The organism is Acinetobacter sp. BY419, assembly GCF_019038395.1.
In the GTDB taxonomy this organism is placed as follows: domain Bacteria; phylum Pseudomonadota; class Gammaproteobacteria; order Pseudomonadales; family Moraxellaceae; genus Acinetobacter.
The window spans coordinates 39,795-58,208 of sequence record NZ_JAGFXZ010000021.1 but is presented as its reverse complement, the minus strand read 5'-3'; the positions used below and the strand labels follow the sequence as shown (position 1 = coordinate 58,208).

The following is an 18,414-nucleotide window of genomic DNA, read 5'->3' as shown; positions in this document are numbered from 1 at the left end:
ACGGATGAATACATTTCAGAAATCACTGACCGTATAAATCATCGTCCAAGAAAAAGACTCGGCTTTAAAAGTCCGAGTCAGGTATTATGGCAACAACATGGTGTTGCACTTCAAATGCTAATCTAAGCTTTAAAATCTTAAGCAGATTTTTTTGCTTGCGCATTCTTACGAATCGTAATCATCACCAGTTGAACTGCTGCAGGCGTTACACCTGGAATACGACTGGCTTGCGCCAGTGTTTCAGGACGAACATCTTTTAGTTTCAGAGTAATTTCACGTGATAAACCCGATACGATGTCATAATCGAAATCTGTAGGAATACGAGTTTCTTCCAGACGTTTCATTTGAGCGACATCTTCATGCTGACGGTTAATATAACCGGCATATTTCACTGCAATTTCAATTTGCTCACCGACAAATGGTGATACTTCAGAATTGGTTAATTCTGCAATTTGAGCAAATGAAATGTTTGGACGTTTCAAAAGATCAATTGCCGAACATTCCTTGGACAGATCCGCACCCGTCATTTCTACAAACTTTTTACCCATCGGGTTGTTTGGCGCAGCCCACAGGTGTTGCAAACGGCCTGTTTCTTTTTCAACTGCTTCCATTTTTTCGCAGTAAACTGCCCAACGCGCGTCATCTACCAGACCCATTTCACGACCAATTGCCGTTAAACGTTGGTCTGCATTGTCTTCACGCAACATCAAACGGTATTCTGCACGTGAGGTAAACATACGGTACGGTTCTTTAGTACCGAGTGTAATCAGGTCATCGACCAGAACACCCATGTATGCTTCATCACGTTTCGGAGTCCATTGTTCCTGATCCCAGGCACGGCGTGCTGCGTTTAGACCTGCAAGTAAACCTTGGGCACCCGCCTCTTCATAACCGGTTGTACCGTTAATTTGACCAGCAAAGTACAGATTATTAATCGCTTTGGTTTCAAGCGTAAATTTTAATGCTTGAGGGTTAAAGTAATCGTATTCGATTGCATAACCTGGACGAAGAATGTGTGCATTCTCCATCCCACGGATGGAGCGAACCAATTCATACTGCACATCAAATGGCAATGATGTTGAAATACCGTTTGGATAAAGCTCGTGTGTATCTAGACCTTCAGGCTCAAGGAATACCTGATGCGAGTCTTTATCGGCAAATTTATGAATTTTATCTTCAATCGATGGGCAATAACGTGGACCCACACCTTCAATTTTACCGGTATACATGGGTGAACGGTCTAAACCGCCACGAATGATTTCATGGGTGCGCTCATTTGTATGGGTGATATAGCAATTCACCTGTTCCGGATGCATCGAAGCATCCCCCATAAATGACATGGTCGGAGACGGGAAATCACCCGGTTGCGGCGTCATCACAGAAAAATCAACCGAACGTGCATCAATACGCGGTGGCGTACCTGTTTTTAAACGACCGACTGGTAAATTCAGTTCACGCAAACGTGCTGCCAATGACGTAGACGGAGGATCACCGGCACGGCCACCACTGGATTTTTCCAGACCGACGTGAATCACACCACCCAGGAATGTACCCGCGGTTAATACCACTGTTTTCGCATCAAAGCGGATACCCATTTGGGTAACAACACCTTTAACGGTATCGCCTTCAAGAATCAGGTCGTCTGCCGCTTGCTGGAAGATATCCAGATTGGCCTGGTTTTCTAAGGTTTCGCGAATCGCAGCTTTATATCGCACACGGTCAGCCTGCGCGCGAGTTGCACGTACCGCAGCACCTTTACGTGAATTTAGAATACGAAATTGAATACCGCCTTTATCGGCAGCCAGCGCCATTGCACCGCCCAAAGCATCAATTTCACGCACCAAATGCGATTTACCAATACCACCGATGGCCGGGTTACAGCTCATCTGCCCTAAAGTCTCAATGTTGTGAGTTAAGAGTAAAGTCTGTCGACCCATACGCGCCGCAGCTAAGGCCGCTTCCGTACCGGCGTGACCGCCACCGATAACAATAACATCGTATACTTTAGGATAATGCATAGTAGTAAATTGAGAGATAAAAAGAATAGCTGAGCATTATAGCAAATTTCATACTAAAGTAGACGAATTCAATCGATTTTATCCTGATATAACAACCTTTATATAGCAATTGGATAATGCAATGTAATTTAACTTTGCAGAGTAACTATATAAATTAAACATATAAGCCAAGAAATTTACTCGATTTGCATTGTTTAATTTCGCATATTTTTTAATCTATACATTGATGACATTACAAACAAAGGTATAGAAGATGAATAAGAATATTTTGCTCTCAACTGTTTTATGTGGCTTATGTCTTGCTCCATTTGCGGCTATCGCAAATGATAAAGTTGCGACCAGTTATAATCCTCAAAAGTGGCAACAAGTTTGTAAAGGCAAAACCCAAGGTGCTTGGGTCAGTTATGCTGCGCGCGGGATTCTCTGGAATGGTACCTGTGAACCACGCTTCTTTCCTGCCGGTAATCCTAGCTCCATCATAGGTGATGAGCCTGAACTTTATACTACATGCACAACCACAAGTGGTACAGCCACAGCGACCATCAATGGTACGCAAATGAGCGGTAAGTGCGCCTTAGGCTTTACCCCACCACACCCTCCTGTATCACAGATGCAGAATCAGTCACAAATGCAAAATCAGCGTATGCAACAACAAAACAACACTCAGCCAATGCAGCAGGGCTCTCAAACACAGCCCGGCATGTAATATGTAAGCAGTCATATCTATAAATTGACTACATTACAAGTAAAAGTTATGACGGGTAAAGTGACTGCATTTTGCCCGTTTTTATTGCTTATTTATTGATCTAAGCTAAACTCGAAATATACTTAAAAATGTATAATAAAAAGGCAGATACATGGATTCGGGGTTTTTTAGCTTTTTTTTGCCAATTACATTGGCAATCATGATGATGGGACTGGGACTAGAGTTAACCCTCAAAGATTTCCTGCGCTTAAGCCGCTATCCTAAAGTCATTTTTATTACTTTATTTTCGCAGTTGGTGCTGTTGCCCAGTATTGCCTTTTTTATTTGTCTGATTCTGGATTTACCCCCTTTACTTGCTGTAGGTCTGATGCTTCTGGCTGCCTCACCTGGTGGCCCAACAGCGAACCTGTTTAGCTATTTATATAAAGGTGATGTAGCACTCAATATTACCCTGACCGCCATTAACACTCTCATTTCTATTATTACCCTGCCCTTTATTATCAATCTGTCATTGCATTATTTTACGAGTCATGACTCAAATATGACTTTTCCAGTTGAAAAGATTGTGCAGATATTCTTGATTACCCTAATTCCCGTGATTATCGGGATGCTGCTTCGGGCCAAATTTCCGAATTTATCCATTACAGTCAGCAAGCCTATGCGCTTACTTTCCGTCGCATTTTTAGTAATACTGTTGATATTCGCCATTTTCAGGGAACGCTTTAATCTGGTCGAATATTTTGCCAGCATTGGAACAGCAACTGCGATTTTATGTTTTTCCAGTCTGTTTATTGGCTATTGCATTCCGCTACTGATGGAAATTCCAGAAAAAATGGCACGTGCCTGCACTTTTGAAATTGGCATTCATAACACAGCCATTGCCCTGACCATTGCAATTTCGGTATTGAATAATGTCACCATAGCTATTCCTGCAGGGATCTATACGATTGTCATGTATAGTTTCGCGACCATTTTCGGTGTACTCATCAGCCGCCAGCAAGTGGTTTATAACAACAATGGTCGCTTATCAGATTTGTAATTTATTTAGCGGATTCCGCTATAAAACGGTATGATTTTCCAAAGAAAAAATCAGAAGTATTAAAATATTTTTTGACAAGGAGCATACAGATGGATTCTGGCCTTATAACTATATTACTGCCGCTGGCACTTGCAATCATCATGATGGGGCTTGGCCTTGAACTGACGCCTCGGGATTTTAGCCGTGTGACTCGCCACCCCAAAGCCGTATTTATAGCGCTTTTTTGCCAACTGGTAATTCTGGTGGGAATTGCCTTTTTACTCTGCAAGCTATTCGCTTTACCACCATTACTCTCAGTCGGATTAATGCTCTTGGCAGCTTCACCAGGCGGTGCAACGGCCAACCTGTTTAGCTACCTGTTTAAAGGTGACTTAGCTCTTAATATCACCCTGACTGCAATCAATTCAGTCATTGCAGCAATTACCCTACCTTTCATTATTAATTTTTCGATTATGCATTTCATGCAGGACAGCCAGCAAATCGGCCTGCAATTCGGTAAAATCCTGCAAGTCTTCGCGATTATCCTGATTCCGGTTGGGATTGGCATGTTGATTCGGCACTATGCACCAGGCGTGACTGCAAAACTGAATCGTCCACTGCGGATTTTTTCCATTGGTTTTTTGGTCCTGATTATTATTGCCACGATCATTAAAGAACGCAGTAATATCGGCGAATACCTGGCCCAGGTTGGCCTGGCGACTGCCTTGTTCTGCATACTGAGCCTAGGTATTGGATATCTGATTCCGCGGCTACTTAATATTAATAGCGCTCAAGCTCGTGCCAGTGCTTTTGAAATTGGCATTCATAACAGTACCCTTGCCATGACGATTGCCCTGACAGTTATTGGCAGTGCTGCAGTCGCAATGCCAGCTGCGGTTTACTCTATTTTTATGTATATCTTTGCTGCAATTTTTGGCAGCTTGCTGAATCGGCTTGCCCCACTTCCAGCGCAAAAACCACTGACAAACATGGATTAGACAAAGTCAGGAACTGCTAAAAGGATGCCCCAGGCATCCTTTTTTATTTTGGGAATGGATCAATAAGATAGCAGCGTTGAGTCCGAACTTCCGCTACAATAGCTTTTTGAAAAATGTATAGGTTATTTCTGTGAAGTGGTTACAAATTCATATTACGGTTGAAAAGGCTCAAGTTGATTTTACTGAGACATTACTCAGCTCGCTAGGTGCAGTGAGTGTGACTTTGGATGATGCTGAAAACCAGGATTTGCTGGAACCACTTCCAGGTGAAACACCGCTCTGGAACAAAGTGATTGTGACCGGTATTTATGCGCAGGAAGATGATGAAGAAATTGATGTCGCTGTACTAGAAACCTTTATTCGTGCGCAAATACCAGATGCTCCAATCTGTCATGAGTTGATTGAAGATCAGGCTTGGGAACGCACCTGGATGGATGCCTATGAGCCCATTCAGATTGCTGACAAATACTGGATCGTACCTGAATGGATGCAAGCACCTGACGCCGATGCAGTAAATATTAAACTGGATCCAGGTCTGGCTTTCGGAACAGGTAACCATGCTTCAACCTTCCTATGTTTACAATGGCTCGGCAAGATTGATGTAAAAGACAAAATCGTCATCGATTATGGCTGTGGTTCAGGCATTCTCGCGGTAGCTGCACTATTATTAGGTGCGAAAAAAGCATATGCCACCGATATCGACCCACAAGCCGTACTGGCCACTAAGCAAAATGCTGAACTGAATGGCGTACTGGACAAACTTTATGTCGGCCTGCCAGAAGAATTTAGAGATGAGCTCGGCAACACCAAAGCTGACGTATTTGTTGCCAATATTCTGGCAGCCCCACTGATGATGCTGGCTCCTGAGTTCGCAACTTTAATTAAATCTGAGGGACAGTTCGCACTTGCCGGAGTTATCGAAGAGCAAGTTGCTGATGTTACTAGCATTTACTCAAATTATTTTGATATATTGGAGGTAGAAAAACGAGACGAGCACTGGTGCCGCATCTCAGGTAAACGCCATAAGAATGAATGAGCCTATAAAGAATCTATGAGTGACAAAAGAACCCATTGCCCTACCTGTTCCACTACCTATAAGGTCACAGTTGCTCAACTTACCATTGCGCAGGGTATGGTTTGCTGTCCCAAATGTACCACTTCCTTTAATGCCTTATCGCATTTGGTGACCGAAGCACGAAATTCGGTCACCACCTCAGTTTCTCACGCTCAGCTGGTTTCTAACGAAGCCAGCAAAACTGATGTTCAAAATAAATCCACTGGTTATAGTCCTGATCAGCAGCATAATCGTCATAGTCTGCTACAGATTTTCGATCAGAAAGTTGAGCATTCCAATATTGATCTGGAAACCTATTTAAACAACCTGAATTATTTCAGTACCGAGCTAATTTCAGCGCTGCCAAGCATGAACTGGGAAGATCAGGCAGAAAAGCAAACTAAACACGGGCCGATGTACTATATAGGCTGGAGTTTAATTAATCTTTCGCTGTTTAGCCTGTTGCTGTTTCAATTTTTCTGGTTCAATCCGCAATACATCAAAAACAGTCATGTGATGAGTCTGGCTTTTAACAGTGTATGCGAGGTGTTTAATTGTTCCAATCTGGAAAAATACTACACGCTGATTCAGGCCAATAAAGTCAAGATTAAGGCAACCAGTAAAAATGAAACTGAATTTAGCGGGGAGCTGATCAATTTCCATGATCGTAGCCTGGCTTTACCGATTTTAAGAATTAATCTGGAACATCGCGGTGAAGTTGTTGCGACTTATAACCTGTCTTCCAAAGAGTACCTGATTGAAAGTCTGGTCAATATTGAACGCATTCCGAAAAACAGCCCGTTTAAATTCAAATTTAAGCTTCCAGTCGATCGCAAAAGCTTTGATCGTTATACTTTGGAAATAATTCGCCCATAATCCCCTGAGAAAGCATTAGAAAATTAAAAAAATTTAAAAAAAATGCAGTTTTCTTGCTCACTTTTGCTTAGACAATGGTATGATACGCGCCACGAAAGCCATGTGCTGCAACTCCTCGCGACTTTTTCACAACAAATACAGTCTTGCCTAATGCGCTATAAAATTTATTGCGTATCGTGCAGATTTTTTTGTTTTGATTTTGGTCTGTAACAAAACTTTAACTATTGTTACGCTTATTTTTCGACCAAAACGTTGAGATGTGTCAAGCTATTGGCTCAATGCAATGATTAAGTTTTAGAACTCCAGTTTTAGGATCTAAAGCGGAGTTCATTCAATTTCTAGACCACTTTTTATATCGCTTTACCCAAGCGATATTTGTTTTTCGGATTAATTCGCATGAATAGCAAATCTCCTATTTTTACTGCACAATCTGATGTTGCTTTACGTATCCACGTAGATCGCGCAGTTCGCCATTATTTTGCGCAACTACAGGGCGAGCAACCATCTCAGGTATACGACATGGTGCTAGCAGAAATGGAGAAACCTCTTCTATCTGTAGTTCTAGAATATACACGTGGTAACCAAACACGTGCTGCCGAGATTCTCGGACTCAACCGTGGTACTTTACGTAAAAAGTTAAAAGCTCACGGTTTAATGAGTGAATAAATGATAAAATGCTTGCGGCTTCCGCAGGCATTTTTTTTAACCTGTAAATTGCTGATTTTGTTTTATTCTGTTCCTTGAAAACTGTGACGAAGATCATGACTATGAAACGCGCTTTAATCTCTGTGTCTGACAAGACTGGTATTGTTGAATTTGCACAAGAACTTGCTGCTCTAGGGGTAGAAATTTTATCTACAGGTGGTACCTACAAATTGTTGAAAGACAATAATGTAGCTGTAGTTGAAGTTTCAGAGCATACTGGTTTCCCAGAGATGATGGACGGCCGTGTAAAAACGCTACATCCTAAAATTCATGGTGGTATTCTGGCTCGTCGTGGTCTAGACGAAGCTGTAATGGCTGAACACAACATTGATGCTATTGATTTAGTCGTTGTAAACCTTTATCCATTTGCTGCAACTGTAGCAAAACCAAACTGTTCACTGGCTGATGCTATCGAAAACATCGACATCGGTGGTCCTACCATGGTTCGCGCTGCGGCAAAAAACCATGCATCTGTAGGTATCGTGGTGAATGCTTCTGACTATACCACTGTCATCGCCGAGCTTAAAGCTGACGGTACGTTATCGCATGCGACTCGTTTTGACCTTGCGGTGAAAGCATTTGAACATACTGCGCAATATGACGGCATAATCGCATCTTACTTAGGCGCTCGCGTAGGTAAAGAAGAAGGACAAGCGGATAAATTCCCACGTACTTTCAACACTCAATTAATTAAAGCGCAAGACCTTCGTTATGGTGAGAACCCGCATCAGTCAGCAGCTTTTTATGTAGAAAGCACTGCGGCTGAAGCTTCTGTTTCAACTGCGAAACAGCTACAAGGTAAAGAACTTTCTTATAACAACATCGCAGATACAGATGCAGCACTTGAATGTGTTAAATCTTTTGCGAAACCTGCCTGTGTCATTGTGAAACACGCAAATCCATGTGGCGTTGCAGTGTCTTTAGACGGCATTCAAGCAGCTTATGACCTTGCCTATGCAACAGATCCTGAATCTGCATTCGGCGGCATCATTGCATTCAACCGTGAATTAGACGTTGCAACAGCACAAGCCATTGTAGACCGTCAATTTGTTGAAGTGATTATTGCACCAAGCATTGCTGAAGGTGTGCTTGAGGTCACAGGCGCGAAGAAAAACGTACGTGTTTTAGTGTGCGGTGAACTTCCAGCAATCGATGCGCGTCAATCGCAACTCGACTACAAACGCGTAAACGGCGGTTTACTGGTTCAAGACCAGGACCTGGGCATGATTACTAAAGATGATCTTAAAGTAGTCACCAAACGTGCTCCGACTGAACAAGAAATTGATGACATGATCTTTGCTTGGAAAGTAGCGAAATACGTGAAATCTAATGCGATTGTTTATGCTAAAAACCGTCAAACGATTGGTGTAGGCGCAGGTCAAATGAGCCGTATTAACTCTGCTCGTATTGCTGCAATTAAAGCTGAACATGCTGGACTCGTGGTTGAAGGTGCTGTAATGGCGTCTGATGCATTCTTCCCATTCCGTGATGGTATTGATAACGCTGCGAAAGCGGGTATCAAATGCATTATCCAGCCGGGTGGTTCTATGCGTGATGAAGAAACGATTGCAGCAGCTGATGAAGCTGGTATTGCCATGGTGTTCACTGGCATGCGTCATTTCCGTCATTAATTTTCGACAATAGTCATGACATATATTCAGTTAGCTATGCTGAGTAAAATAGATTTCTAATCTTGCATAAAGTCCTCTCCTGCTTTCAGGCTGAGGACTTTATGTCATTTTCGATTCATGGAGTATGAACCGATGAATATTTTAGTTTTGGGTAATGGCGGTCGTGAACATGCATTGGCATGGAAAATCACACAAGACGATAAAGTCGCTAAAGTCTTTGTTGCTCCGGGCAACGCAGGTACAGCCACTGAAAATAAATGTGAAAACGTAAATTTAAGCATTTTAGACAATGCTGCGATTATCGATTTCGCAAAAAACAATGCAGTTGAGCTTGTCATTGTTGGCCCAGAAGCACCATTAGTAAACGGTGTAGTCGATGCTTGCCGTGCTGCAGGGGTTAAAATCTGGGGTCCAACGCAATTTGCTGCACAGCTTGAAGGCTCTAAAGCATTTGCGAAGCACTTCCTTAAACGCCACAATATTCCAACTGCGTTCTACGATGTATTTACAGAAGTAGACGCTGCGAAAGCCTTTGTTGAAAAAAATGGCGCGCCGATTGTGATCAAGGCTGACGGTCTTGCTGCAGGTAAAGGCGTGATTGTTGCCATGACCAATCAAGAAGCATTCGATGCAATTGATGACATGCTTGCTGGCAACAAATTTGGTGACGCAGGTTCTCGTGTTGTCATCGAAGAGTTTCTTGCCGGTGAAGAAGCTTCTTTCATTTGTATGATTGATGGTGACAACATCCTGCCAATGGCGACTTCACAAGATCACAAACGTATTTTTGAAGGTGACCAGGGTCCAAATACGGGCGGTATGGGTGCCTACTCTCCTGCGCCTGTTGTAACTGCTGACGTATTTGAAAAAACCATGAATGAAGTGATGCGTCCTACCGTTGAAGGTATGAAAAAAGACGGTCACGTATATACAGGTTTCTTATACGCTGGTTTGATGATTGATGAACAGGGTCAGCCTAAAGTGATCGAGTTCAACTGCCGTTTTGGTGACCCTGAAACTCAACCTATCATGATGCGTTTAAAATCGTCTTTAGTTGATCTGGTTGAAGCTGGCATTGCGGGCAACCTGCCTGCTGAAGCTGAATGGGATGAGCGCAAGACTGTCGGTATCGTACTGGCATCTAAAGGCTACCCAGAAACTTCAAGCAATGGCGATGTTATTTCAGGTTTAGATACTGAAATGACCGATGCCAAAATATTCCATGCAGGGACTAAAGCCAATGAAAATGGCGAGATTGTGACTGCCGGTGGTCGCGTTCTTTGTGTGACTGCACTCGGTAACACCATTGGCGAAGCACAGGCGAAAGCATTAGAACTTTGCGAAAAAGTGACGTTCGACGGCGTTCAATACCGTGAAGATATTGGTTACCGTGCGATTGCACGTGAAAATGCTTAATCTTAATTTTGATTAAGAAAAACCCCGCTGAGAGCGGGGTTTTTTTACTTAGCAATTAAATAGTCATGAGCTATCTTTTCAAAATTATTCTTATATTCTAAAATTTCGTGGTAATAGTCATATAAATCTGGAAATTTTCCGTTATAAGTTTCTATATCCACTTCAATCTTCTGACTCTTCACATTTAGTGCATAAACAATTGAATCATGAAAATTATTTAGCTTTTTATATAACTCTTCAAACTCTTCATTTTCAATTATTATTCTTAGTCCTAATTTATGAAACTTCCCCAAATTTTTAACAAATATTGTGTGTTCATCCATAATAAATTTATGTAATTCAAGTGGTAATGGTTCTTCATTATATGGATAGAAATAACTGTTTGTTTTATTAATAAATATTAACCAATAAATTTGCCCTATCGCTCTAAATGCTTCATCCAGATGATCTAACATGTTAATCATTAAATCTCACTTTACGATAAAATTATTTTGTTCTTTCCAAGCGTTCAATAAAATAAAGGCAGATACAGGTGCAAATATTCCAGCTGACCATCCAAACATGGTTGCTATCGCCGTTCCTTTATCTGTAGCCAGTGGATAAACCATGAAATGGGTTATAACCGCCATAACAACAATGATAACCACATAACCCATTAGTAAATTTTTTATAATTTTTTGATTCATAAAAGTAATAAATTCTGTCAAATTTTAATAAATGTTAACTTTAATACGATTTAAATCAACCAATACTTTTATTTCAAAAGCAGTTAAATAAATTTTAAACATACTATCTATCCAAACCCCTCACCTCATCCTCCACCAATGGCAAGACTCCGATACTGCACCCTTTATCCAAATGTGTGCGGACGATAAATTCACGCACTATTTCCCAAATGAAGTTGTCTCCAGAGAAACCCGCTTCCATCAATGAATCACATATATCCATTTTTATGATTTAGATTGGATAAAATCTTATAAAGCTCACTATTTAAACATAGCTATTAAAACCACAATTTCAATATAAATAATATATTGTTTTAATTAATATTTTTCTTAAGAATTATTTTTATATTCAACTAAAGAGATAAGTAAGGCTTTTCTATCCAGTATATCGAATATAGATTTATTGCTATGATATCGGCAACTTCGGAACACCCAAACCCTACCATGTACTTATAAAATATCTATTTTCTCTCTCTAAAATAGATCATTCACATCGGGTTTGGGCTGTCTCTGACTTGATCAAGTTCATCAAAACTGTAGTTGTAGGCTTGTATCTTCCAACTTCGAGCCTTCTTCAACAATGATCAGGCCACCTACTTTAGATCGTAATAAAACTTTTATTTAACACGATTTAAAAATGCTTATACTCTAGGCCAGAATAGAATTAGGACAATTTCATGAAAAAGTTACTTGGCGTTATCTTGAGTGCCTCTGTATTGACTTTAACTGGGTGTGGCAAACAAGAAGCGCCTGCTACCGATGCAGCGCAAACCAAAGATGCAAATGGTCTTCAGACTGTAACCATGGCTTCGACCGGTTCAGATGCAGATGTATGGCGTTATATCGCAACACTGCCTGAAACCAAAGCAGCTGGTATCAAACTTGATGTGAAAAATTTCACTGACTACGTGTCAATGAACACAGCGGTAGCCAACAAAGAAATCGATGTTAATGCATTCCAGTCTTATGCCTATATGGTTGCCTATAATGATGCCAACACAGCAAAAATTGCACCACTGTCTACGACTTATTTAGAGCCTATGGGTATTTACTCAAGCAAGGTAAAATCTTTAAATGAGTTTAAACCAGGTGCGACCATTGCCATTCCAAATGACGGCGCAAACGAATCACGTGCATTATTACTTTTACAATCTGCAGGCTTGGTAAAATTAAAACCTGGTTTTGATAATGTCAAAGGTACAACTTCTGATGTGGCCGAAAATCCAAAACAAATCGTGATTAAACCGATTCAAATGGCGACCGCAGTACGCGTAAAAGACGAAGTCGATGCGATTGTGCTGGGCAATACCCTGGCAATGGAAGGTGGTTTAAACGTATTGAAAGATGCGATTTACTATGAGCCGACTGACCAAAGCACAAAAATGAATGTAAACGTATTAGCGGTTGCAGCAGACCGTCAAAATGATCCAGTACTGCAAAAAGTGGGTACGTTGTATCATACGCCAGCAGTTCAAACCTATGTAGATGAGCATTTTGGCGGTACTAAAGTTGCGGTAAACAAACCTGTGACGTATTTAACTGAATCAAAATAGTACTATAATAGACTTTTAGAACAGGCAAGGACGATTTCTTGCCTGTTTTTTTATCCGTGATGCAGTTTTTGACACTATGATTGAATTTAAAGATATTTCAAAACAGTATGAGCTTAAGGGTCAAACCTTGCATGCCTTGAATCAGATTAATCTTCAGATTCCAACCGGCAGCATTTTTGGCATCATCGGTTATAGTGGTGCCGGTAAAAGCACCCTCATCCGTCTGATCAACCTGCTTGAACGTCCAAGCTCGGGCCGGATTATCATTAACGGAACAGACTTTACCGCACTGGACGCCAAGGCATTGCGTCAAGAACGTGCCAGCATCGGCATGATTTTTCAGCATTTTAATTTAATGCAAACCAAAACCGTGGCAGCCAATATCGAAATGCCAATGAAGCTTCTGGGCTGGAGCAAGGCAGAGCGGGAAAAACGCCTCGAAGAATTATTAGAATTCATTGACCTAAAACATAAACGACATGCTTTTCCAGATGAGTTGTCGGGTGGTCAAAAGCAACGGGTCGGGATTGCTCGTGCCCTTGCCAATCATCCAAAAATTTTACTTTGTGATGAGGCGACTTCTGCACTTGATCCGCAAACTACCAAATCGGTTCTGCAATTACTTAAAAAAATCAATCAAGAACAAGGCATTACTATTGTCATGGTCACCCATGAAATGGATGTGATTGAAACGGTCTGTGACTATGTTGCTGTAATGGAAAAAGGCGATGTAATTGAAACTGGCAGTACCTTACAAATATTTAGTCAGCCACAACATCCAACGACCAAAAATTTCATTCAGACCGTGCTCCAGCAACATTTACCGGTCAATATTCTGCATAATCTGGAAAACCAGAATCATCACAGTATTTATTGCCTGAAATTTCTTGGCAGTTCGGCACAGGAAACTATGATTCAAGCAGTGATTAAACAGTTTGATATCAGTTTAAATATTCTGTTTGCCAACATGACTGAAATTAATGGCGTGGTTATTGGCCAGATGTTTATTCAGTTACTAGGTGATACGCAAGAAATTCAGGCAGCAATAAAATTTCTTGAACAACACGGCGTACAAGTCAATCAGGCGGGAGTACAGGCATGAGAGATTTAATTGTACAGTGGCTGACGACGATCACTGCGCCATTCTGGAAAAGCTCCCTGTCGATGGATCAGTTTGTGACAGCGTTGCAAGAAACCTTTCATATGGTATTTTTCGCGATGCTGTTTAGCTGTATCTGGGGCTTTATCCAGGCAATCACCTTGGTGGTAACGCGTCCTAATGGAATTTTGCCAAATCGCGTGATTTATCATGGTCTCAATCCAATTGTGAATGCGCTACGTTCACTACCCTTTATTATTTTACTTATTGCCGTTATTCCACTGACCAAGTTTTTGGTAGGAACGTCGATTGGCACATGGGCTGCAATTGTGCCATTAACTATTTATGTTGGTCCTTATATTGGGCGCTTGGTAGAAACCTCACTGCTAGAAGTGAATGAAGGTATTATCGAATCCGCGCAAGCGATGGGTGCCACCCCCATGCAGATTATTTTTAAATTTGTCTTACCTGAAGCACGTAGCTCACTCATTTTAAACCTCACAACCGCAACCATCAGCTTGATTGGTGCAACTGCAATGGCTGGTGCTGTTGGTGCCGGAGGTATAGGTGACTTGGCAATTTCTTACGGTTATCAGCGTTTTGATACATCTGTGGTGATTATGACGGTAATCGTTTTATTGATTCTGGTACAGATTGTACAAAGTTTAGGTGACTGGTTATCCCGACTTCGCTAAACCATTTATTTAAATATAAAGCCCTCTAAAAAGAGGGCTTTTCTTATATAAAAACTGATAATTCCCTGATACCCCTACTAGCTATCGAGGATAGCGACATGGATATCGCCGATTGGCTGGTCAGACAAGGATGTATCATCAAGCTAACAAAAGATTTTTATTTCCTTGCTCAGCCGCGCTGCTCATCTCTTAAAAGTAAGTGAGGCAAAACCTCATTCATTTAATGAAAACTTCGCCATTCCCCCCTCATTTTCAAACTGCAACAATAAATCCCATGTTAAACTATTCAATGGTTTTAGCAGGGACTCATCTATGCACTTTGTTCATCTTGGTATTCATACAGAATTTTCGATTACTGAATCCATCGTACGGATACCCGACTTGGTCAAAGCTGCCGAAAAAGAACAGATGCCTGCCCTTGCGCTAACGGATCTTTCTAACCTGCATGCTGCAGTCAAGTTCTATGGCAAATGCCTAGGCAAAGGCATCAAGCCCATCTTAGGTTCTGAAATTCGCCTGAATGATGCCGAACATCGCATGACCTTGTTGGCCATGACCAATAAGGGTTGGCGCAGTCTGACTGAACTGGTATCTGAAGGCTTTATCCGTGGTCAGCAACTGGATATTCCCTGCGTTCAAAAACAATGGATTTTAAATCAGTCTGAGGACATGATTGCCCTGCTTGGCATGCATTCCGATGTTGGCAAGATGCTGATGAGTTCAAATCCGCAAAAAGCCGAACCGCTGCTAGAAGAATGGGTCGAAAAATTCGGCAATCGTGTTTATCTTGCCCTGACCCGCACCAGTCGTCCGGATGAAGATGACTTCATTCTGGAAGCTGTCAAGCTGGCAAAAAAATATAATATCGGTGTGGTCGCACATAACGATGTGCACTTTATGACCCGTGACGATTATGAAGCCCATGAAGCACGGGTGTGCATTGCCGATGGATATGTACTTGGTGACAATCGCCGCCCTAAAACCTATTCACCTGAACAATATTTTAAATCTGCTGAAGAAATGACGGCGCTGTTCTCGGATATTCCGTCTGCGATTGAGAACACCTATCATATTGCCAAGCGTTGTAATGTAACGCTGCAACTGGGTAAATACTTCCTGCCCGATTATCCGATTCCTGAAGGTCATACCATTGACACCTTCTTTGCACACTTGTCCAAAGAAGGTCTGGAAGAACGTCTGAATTTCCTTTATCCACCTGAACAACGTGATGAAGACTGGCCGGAAATTCGCAAGCCTTATGATGAGCGAATTGAATACGAGATTAATATCATTAACTCGATGGGATTCCCAGGCTACTTCCTGATCGTGATGGACTTTATTCAATGGTCGAAAAGTAACGGCGTCCCGGTAGGTCCGGGTCGTGGTTCAGGTGCAGGATCGCTGGTAGCTTACAGCCTAAAAATTACCGATCTTGATCCGCTGCGTTATGAACTGCTGTTCGAACGTTTCTTGAACCCAGAACGTGTCTCGATGCCCGATTTCGACGTCGATTTCTGTATCGCAGGCCGTGACCGCGTGATTGACTATGTGGCGCGTACTTACGGACGTGATGCAGTTTCGCAGATCGCAACATTCGGTACCATGGCTGCCAAAGGTGCGATTCGTGATGTGGCGCGGGTACTTGGGAAATCTTATGGTCTGGCGGATCGTATCTCGAAAATGATCCCGACCAAGCCTTTAGGTTTAAGCCTGCTTGAGTCGCTAGAAGCCGAACCACAGCTCAAGGATATCGTCACCAATCCATCCAATCCGGACCACGACGATGCAGCCGAAATCTGGGAAATGGCACTGAAACTGGAAGGCATTACCCGAAATACAGGTAAACATGCCGGTGGTGTGGTCATCTCACCAACCAAGATTACCGATTTCTCTGCGGTCATGTGTGATGCTGATGGTACTGGACGCGTGGCACAATTTGATAAAGACGATGTCGAATCCGCCGGTCTGGTCAAATTCGACTTCTTGGGTCTGCGTAACCTGACCGTAATTGAAGATGCGGTTAAAAATATTAATAAACGCCTCCCAAGCGACAAAGCTTTAGACATTGCCTATATCCCGCTTGAAGATAAAGACGCGTATCTAGTCTTTGCCAATGCCAACACCACCGCGGTATTCCAGTTTGAATCCGTGGGCATGAAAAAGATGCTGAAAGAGGCACGCCCAAGCAAATTTGAAGAAATTATTGCCTTCGTATCTTTGTACCGTCCGGGTCCGATGGATCTGATTCCCGACTTTATCCACCGTATGCATGGGGGCGACTTTGAATACCTGCATCCACTGCTTGAAGGTGTTTTAGAACCGACTTACGGGATTATGGTCTATCAGGAACAGGTGATGCAGGCTGCACAGTATTGTGCTGGCTATACTCTGGGTGGCGCGGACTTACTGCGTCGTGCCATGGGTAAGAAAAAACCTGAAGAAATGGTCAAGCAGCGTCAGATCTTTATTGAAGGTGCGGCGAAAAAAGATATTAATGAGCAAACAGCCAACCATATCTTCGACTATATGGAAAAATTCGCCGGCTATGGTTTCAACAAATCACATGCTGCGGCTTATGCTTTAGTTGCTTATCAGACGGCTTGGCTAAAAGCGCATTATCCGGCTGAGTTCCTGTCTGCGGTGCTTACCTCGGAAATGCAAAACACCGACAACGTGGTATTCCTGATCGATGACTGTCGTAAAAATAATCTAGAAGTTTTACCACCTTCCGTAAATATGTCGCTGTATCAATTCCATGCCACGGATGAACAAACCATTGTCTATGGTCTGGGTGCAATTAAAGGCGTCGGTGAAGCTGCGATGCAGTCAGTGATTGACTCGCGTACACAAGAAGGTCCATTCCGCGACCTATTTGATTTCTGTCACCGTATTGACCTGAAAAAAATCAATAAGCGTACCCTGGAAGCACTGATTCGCTCCGGCGCGCTGGATTGCTTAGGGATTGATCGGGCTGACCTGATGGCACAATTGCCTGAGGCAGTCCAAGCCGCGGATCAAGCCCGTTCCAATCGTGAAACTGGCATCATGGATCTGTTTGGTGAGGTTGCAGAAGTTCAGCGCAAGCCATCTAAACCAGTCAAGCCTTGGGCAGATGAAGTTCGCCTGAAAGGTGAAAAAGACACCTTGGGACTTTATCTAACCGGCCACCCGATTGATGTCTATCGCAATGAGCTGAAAGCCTTTGTGCCCTGTCAGATTAATGAACTCACCCCCACCCGCCGTGGTGTCACCACCGTGTTTGCAGGACTAGTGGTGGATATTGCCAACTTCCCGAACCGGATGATGATGACCCTGGATGATGGTACGGCACGAATTGAGATTTCAGCCAATCACGAACGCTTTAACCGCTTTAAAGAAGTTATCCAGCTCGATAAAGTCGTGGTGATCGAAGGTGAAATCTATGAGCGTGAAGGCTTTGACCGCCCGATGGGGCGTCTCACAAAAGCGTTTAGCCTGAACGAAATTCGCCAGAAACGTGCCAACAGTATCAAAATCACCTTAACTGCCGAGCATTTCAGCAAAAGCCTGAGTCGTGACTTGCAGCAGATTTTGACTCCTTATACCAATATCGATATGTCAGCACATATTCCGGTAATTCTGTATCTAGACTATCCTTATGCCACGACTGAACTTCATCTGGGTCTCAACTGGAAAGTTGCCCCACTGGATGAGTTATTAGCCAAATTACGTGATTATTTTGGTAAAGAAGCATTGCACATTGAATATCAGGTCAAATCCAAAGCTGCTAAAGCCGTGTCTTATGAACAGGCCAAACCAGTGGATATTCCTCCGCCGCCTGTTGGCATGAGCATGGATGATGCACTGGAACTGTATCAGGCTGAATCCCAGCCACAATTTTCATAAATCCTGATCTTTAAAAACCTTAAAATTGGAATCCT

15 protein-coding genes are annotated in these 18,414 nt (G+C 42.5%); 12 read left to right on the top strand and 3 right to left on the bottom strand.

What is annotated here, in order from left to right; all coding sequences use genetic code 11:
* Positions 1-137 precede the first annotated feature (137 nt).
* Positions 138-2,018 carry a tRNA uridine-5-carboxymethylaminomethyl(34) synthesis enzyme MnmG gene (mnmG, locus tag KUG37_RS09640; RefSeq protein ID WP_216935694.1) on the bottom strand — a complete coding sequence of 627 codons (1,881 nt, stop codon included), beginning with the start codon at positions 2,016-2,018 and terminating at the stop codon, positions 138-140.
* 253 nt (positions 2,019-2,271) lie between these two features.
* Between mnmG and KUG37_RS09635 the strand changes: the two genes are divergently transcribed.
* From KUG37_RS09635 to purD, 8 genes are all read left to right on the top strand, one after another.
* Positions 2,272-2,724, top strand: a complete 453-nt coding sequence (locus KUG37_RS09635; RefSeq protein ID WP_216935692.1) for a hypothetical protein — start codon at positions 2,272-2,274, stop codon at positions 2,722-2,724.
* A 151-nt stretch (positions 2,725-2,875) separates the two neighbouring features.
* Positions 2,876-3,763: a bile acid:sodium symporter family protein gene (locus tag KUG37_RS09630; protein WP_216935690.1), complete on the top strand. Its 888-nt coding sequence runs from the start codon at positions 2,876-2,878 to the stop codon at positions 3,761-3,763.
* Between the two features lie 89 nt (positions 3,764-3,852).
* Complete coding sequence (locus KUG37_RS09625) at positions 3,853-4,740, top strand: bile acid:sodium symporter family protein (RefSeq protein ID WP_216935688.1); 888 nt, start codon at positions 3,853-3,855, stop codon at positions 4,738-4,740.
* A 130-nt stretch (positions 4,741-4,870) separates the two neighbouring features.
* Complete coding sequence (gene prmA / locus KUG37_RS09620) at positions 4,871-5,776, top strand: 50S ribosomal protein L11 methyltransferase (protein WP_216935686.1); 906 nt, start codon at positions 4,871-4,873, stop codon at positions 5,774-5,776.
* A 15-nt stretch (positions 5,777-5,791) separates the two neighbouring features.
* Positions 5,792-6,670, top strand: a complete 879-nt coding sequence (locus tag KUG37_RS09615) for a DUF3426 domain-containing protein (RefSeq protein ID WP_216935685.1) — start codon at positions 5,792-5,794, stop codon at positions 6,668-6,670.
* 396 nt (positions 6,671-7,066) lie between these two features.
* Positions 7,067-7,336, top strand: coding sequence for a DNA-binding transcriptional regulator Fis (gene fis, locus KUG37_RS09610; RefSeq protein ID WP_001086304.1), 270 nt, complete (start codon positions 7,067-7,069; stop codon positions 7,334-7,336).
* A gap of 95 nt (positions 7,337-7,431) precedes the next feature.
* Positions 7,432-9,006, top strand: coding sequence for a bifunctional phosphoribosylaminoimidazolecarboxamide formyltransferase/IMP cyclohydrolase (purH, locus tag KUG37_RS09605; RefSeq protein ID WP_216935684.1), 1,575 nt, complete (start codon positions 7,432-7,434; stop codon positions 9,004-9,006).
* A gap of 132 nt (positions 9,007-9,138) precedes the next feature.
* Positions 9,139-10,422 carry a phosphoribosylamine--glycine ligase gene (purD, locus tag KUG37_RS09600; protein ID WP_216940398.1) on the top strand — a complete coding sequence of 428 codons (1,284 nt, stop codon included), beginning with the start codon at positions 9,139-9,141 and terminating at the stop codon, positions 10,420-10,422.
* Positions 10,423-10,466: 44 nt separating this feature from the next.
* Here purD and KUG37_RS09595 read toward each other — a convergent pair whose 3' ends face one another.
* Both KUG37_RS09595 and KUG37_RS14740 read right to left on the bottom strand, forming a co-directional pair.
* Positions 10,467-10,877: a hypothetical protein gene (locus KUG37_RS09595; protein ID WP_254202668.1), complete on the bottom strand. Its 411-nt coding sequence runs from the start codon at positions 10,875-10,877 to the stop codon at positions 10,467-10,469.
* Positions 10,878-10,892: 15 nt separating this feature from the next.
* Positions 10,893-11,108: a hypothetical protein gene (locus KUG37_RS14740; RefSeq protein WP_254202667.1), complete on the bottom strand. Its 216-nt coding sequence runs from the start codon at positions 11,106-11,108 to the stop codon at positions 10,893-10,895.
* Positions 11,109-11,824: 716 nt separating this feature from the next.
* Between KUG37_RS14740 and KUG37_RS09590 the strand changes: the two genes are divergently transcribed.
* The 4 genes from KUG37_RS09590 to dnaE all read left to right on the top strand — a co-directional run bounded on the left by KUG37_RS09590 (position 11,825) and on the right by dnaE (position 18,379).
* Positions 11,825-12,700, top strand: coding sequence for a MetQ/NlpA family ABC transporter substrate-binding protein (locus KUG37_RS09590; RefSeq protein WP_216935682.1), 876 nt, complete (start codon positions 11,825-11,827; stop codon positions 12,698-12,700).
* A gap of 76 nt (positions 12,701-12,776) precedes the next feature.
* On the top strand, positions 12,777-13,802 hold the full coding sequence (locus tag KUG37_RS09585; RefSeq protein WP_216935681.1) for a methionine ABC transporter ATP-binding protein: 1,026 nt from the start codon (positions 12,777-12,779) through the stop codon (positions 13,800-13,802).
* Complete coding sequence (locus KUG37_RS09580) at positions 13,799-14,494, top strand: methionine ABC transporter permease (protein ID WP_216935680.1); 696 nt, start codon at positions 13,799-13,801, stop codon at positions 14,492-14,494. The genes KUG37_RS09585 and KUG37_RS09580 overlap by 4 nt, the downstream gene beginning before the upstream one ends.
* Before the next feature lie 312 nt (positions 14,495-14,806).
* Positions 14,807-18,379, top strand: a complete 3,573-nt coding sequence (dnaE, locus tag KUG37_RS09575; RefSeq protein ID WP_216935678.1) for a DNA polymerase III subunit alpha — start codon at positions 14,807-14,809, stop codon at positions 18,377-18,379.
* The last annotated feature ends 35 nt before the right edge of the window (positions 18,380-18,414 follow it).

What these genes read in the sequence shown, in the direction of transcription:
- mnmG (WP_216935694.1), bottom strand. Translation starts at nt 2,018, where the DNA reads ATGCATTATCCTAAAGTATACGATGTTATTGTTATCGGTGGCGGTCAC.
- KUG37_RS09635 (WP_216935692.1), top strand. Translation starts at nt 2,272, where the DNA reads ATGAATAAGAATATTTTGCTCTCAACTGTTTTATGTGGCTTATGTCTT.
- KUG37_RS09630 (WP_216935690.1), top strand. Translation starts at nt 2,876, where the DNA reads ATGGATTCGGGGTTTTTTAGCTTTTTTTTGCCAATTACATTGGCAATC.
- KUG37_RS09625 (WP_216935688.1), top strand. Translation starts at nt 3,853, where the DNA reads ATGGATTCTGGCCTTATAACTATATTACTGCCGCTGGCACTTGCAATC.
- KUG37_RS09615 (WP_216935685.1), top strand. Translation starts at nt 5,792, where the DNA reads ATGAGTGACAAAAGAACCCATTGCCCTACCTGTTCCACTACCTATAAG.
- fis (WP_001086304.1), top strand. Translation starts at nt 7,067, where the DNA reads ATGAATAGCAAATCTCCTATTTTTACTGCACAATCTGATGTTGCTTTA.
- purH (WP_216935684.1), top strand. Translation starts at nt 7,432, where the DNA reads ATGACTATGAAACGCGCTTTAATCTCTGTGTCTGACAAGACTGGTATT.
- purD (WP_216940398.1), top strand. Translation starts at nt 9,139, where the DNA reads ATGAATATTTTAGTTTTGGGTAATGGCGGTCGTGAACATGCATTGGCA.
- KUG37_RS09595 (WP_254202668.1), bottom strand. Translation starts at nt 10,877, where the DNA reads ATGTTAGATCATCTGGATGAAGCATTTAGAGCGATAGGGCAAATTTAT.
- KUG37_RS14740 (WP_254202667.1), bottom strand. Translation starts at nt 11,108, where the DNA reads ATGAATCAAAAAATTATAAAAAATTTACTAATGGGTTATGTGGTTATC.
- KUG37_RS09590 (WP_216935682.1), top strand. Translation starts at nt 11,825, where the DNA reads ATGAAAAAGTTACTTGGCGTTATCTTGAGTGCCTCTGTATTGACTTTA.
- KUG37_RS09585 (WP_216935681.1), top strand. Translation starts at nt 12,777, where the DNA reads ATGATTGAATTTAAAGATATTTCAAAACAGTATGAGCTTAAGGGTCAA.
- KUG37_RS09580 (WP_216935680.1), top strand. Translation starts at nt 13,799, where the DNA reads ATGAGAGATTTAATTGTACAGTGGCTGACGACGATCACTGCGCCATTC.
- dnaE (WP_216935678.1), top strand. Translation starts at nt 14,807, where the DNA reads ATGCACTTTGTTCATCTTGGTATTCATACAGAATTTTCGATTACTGAA.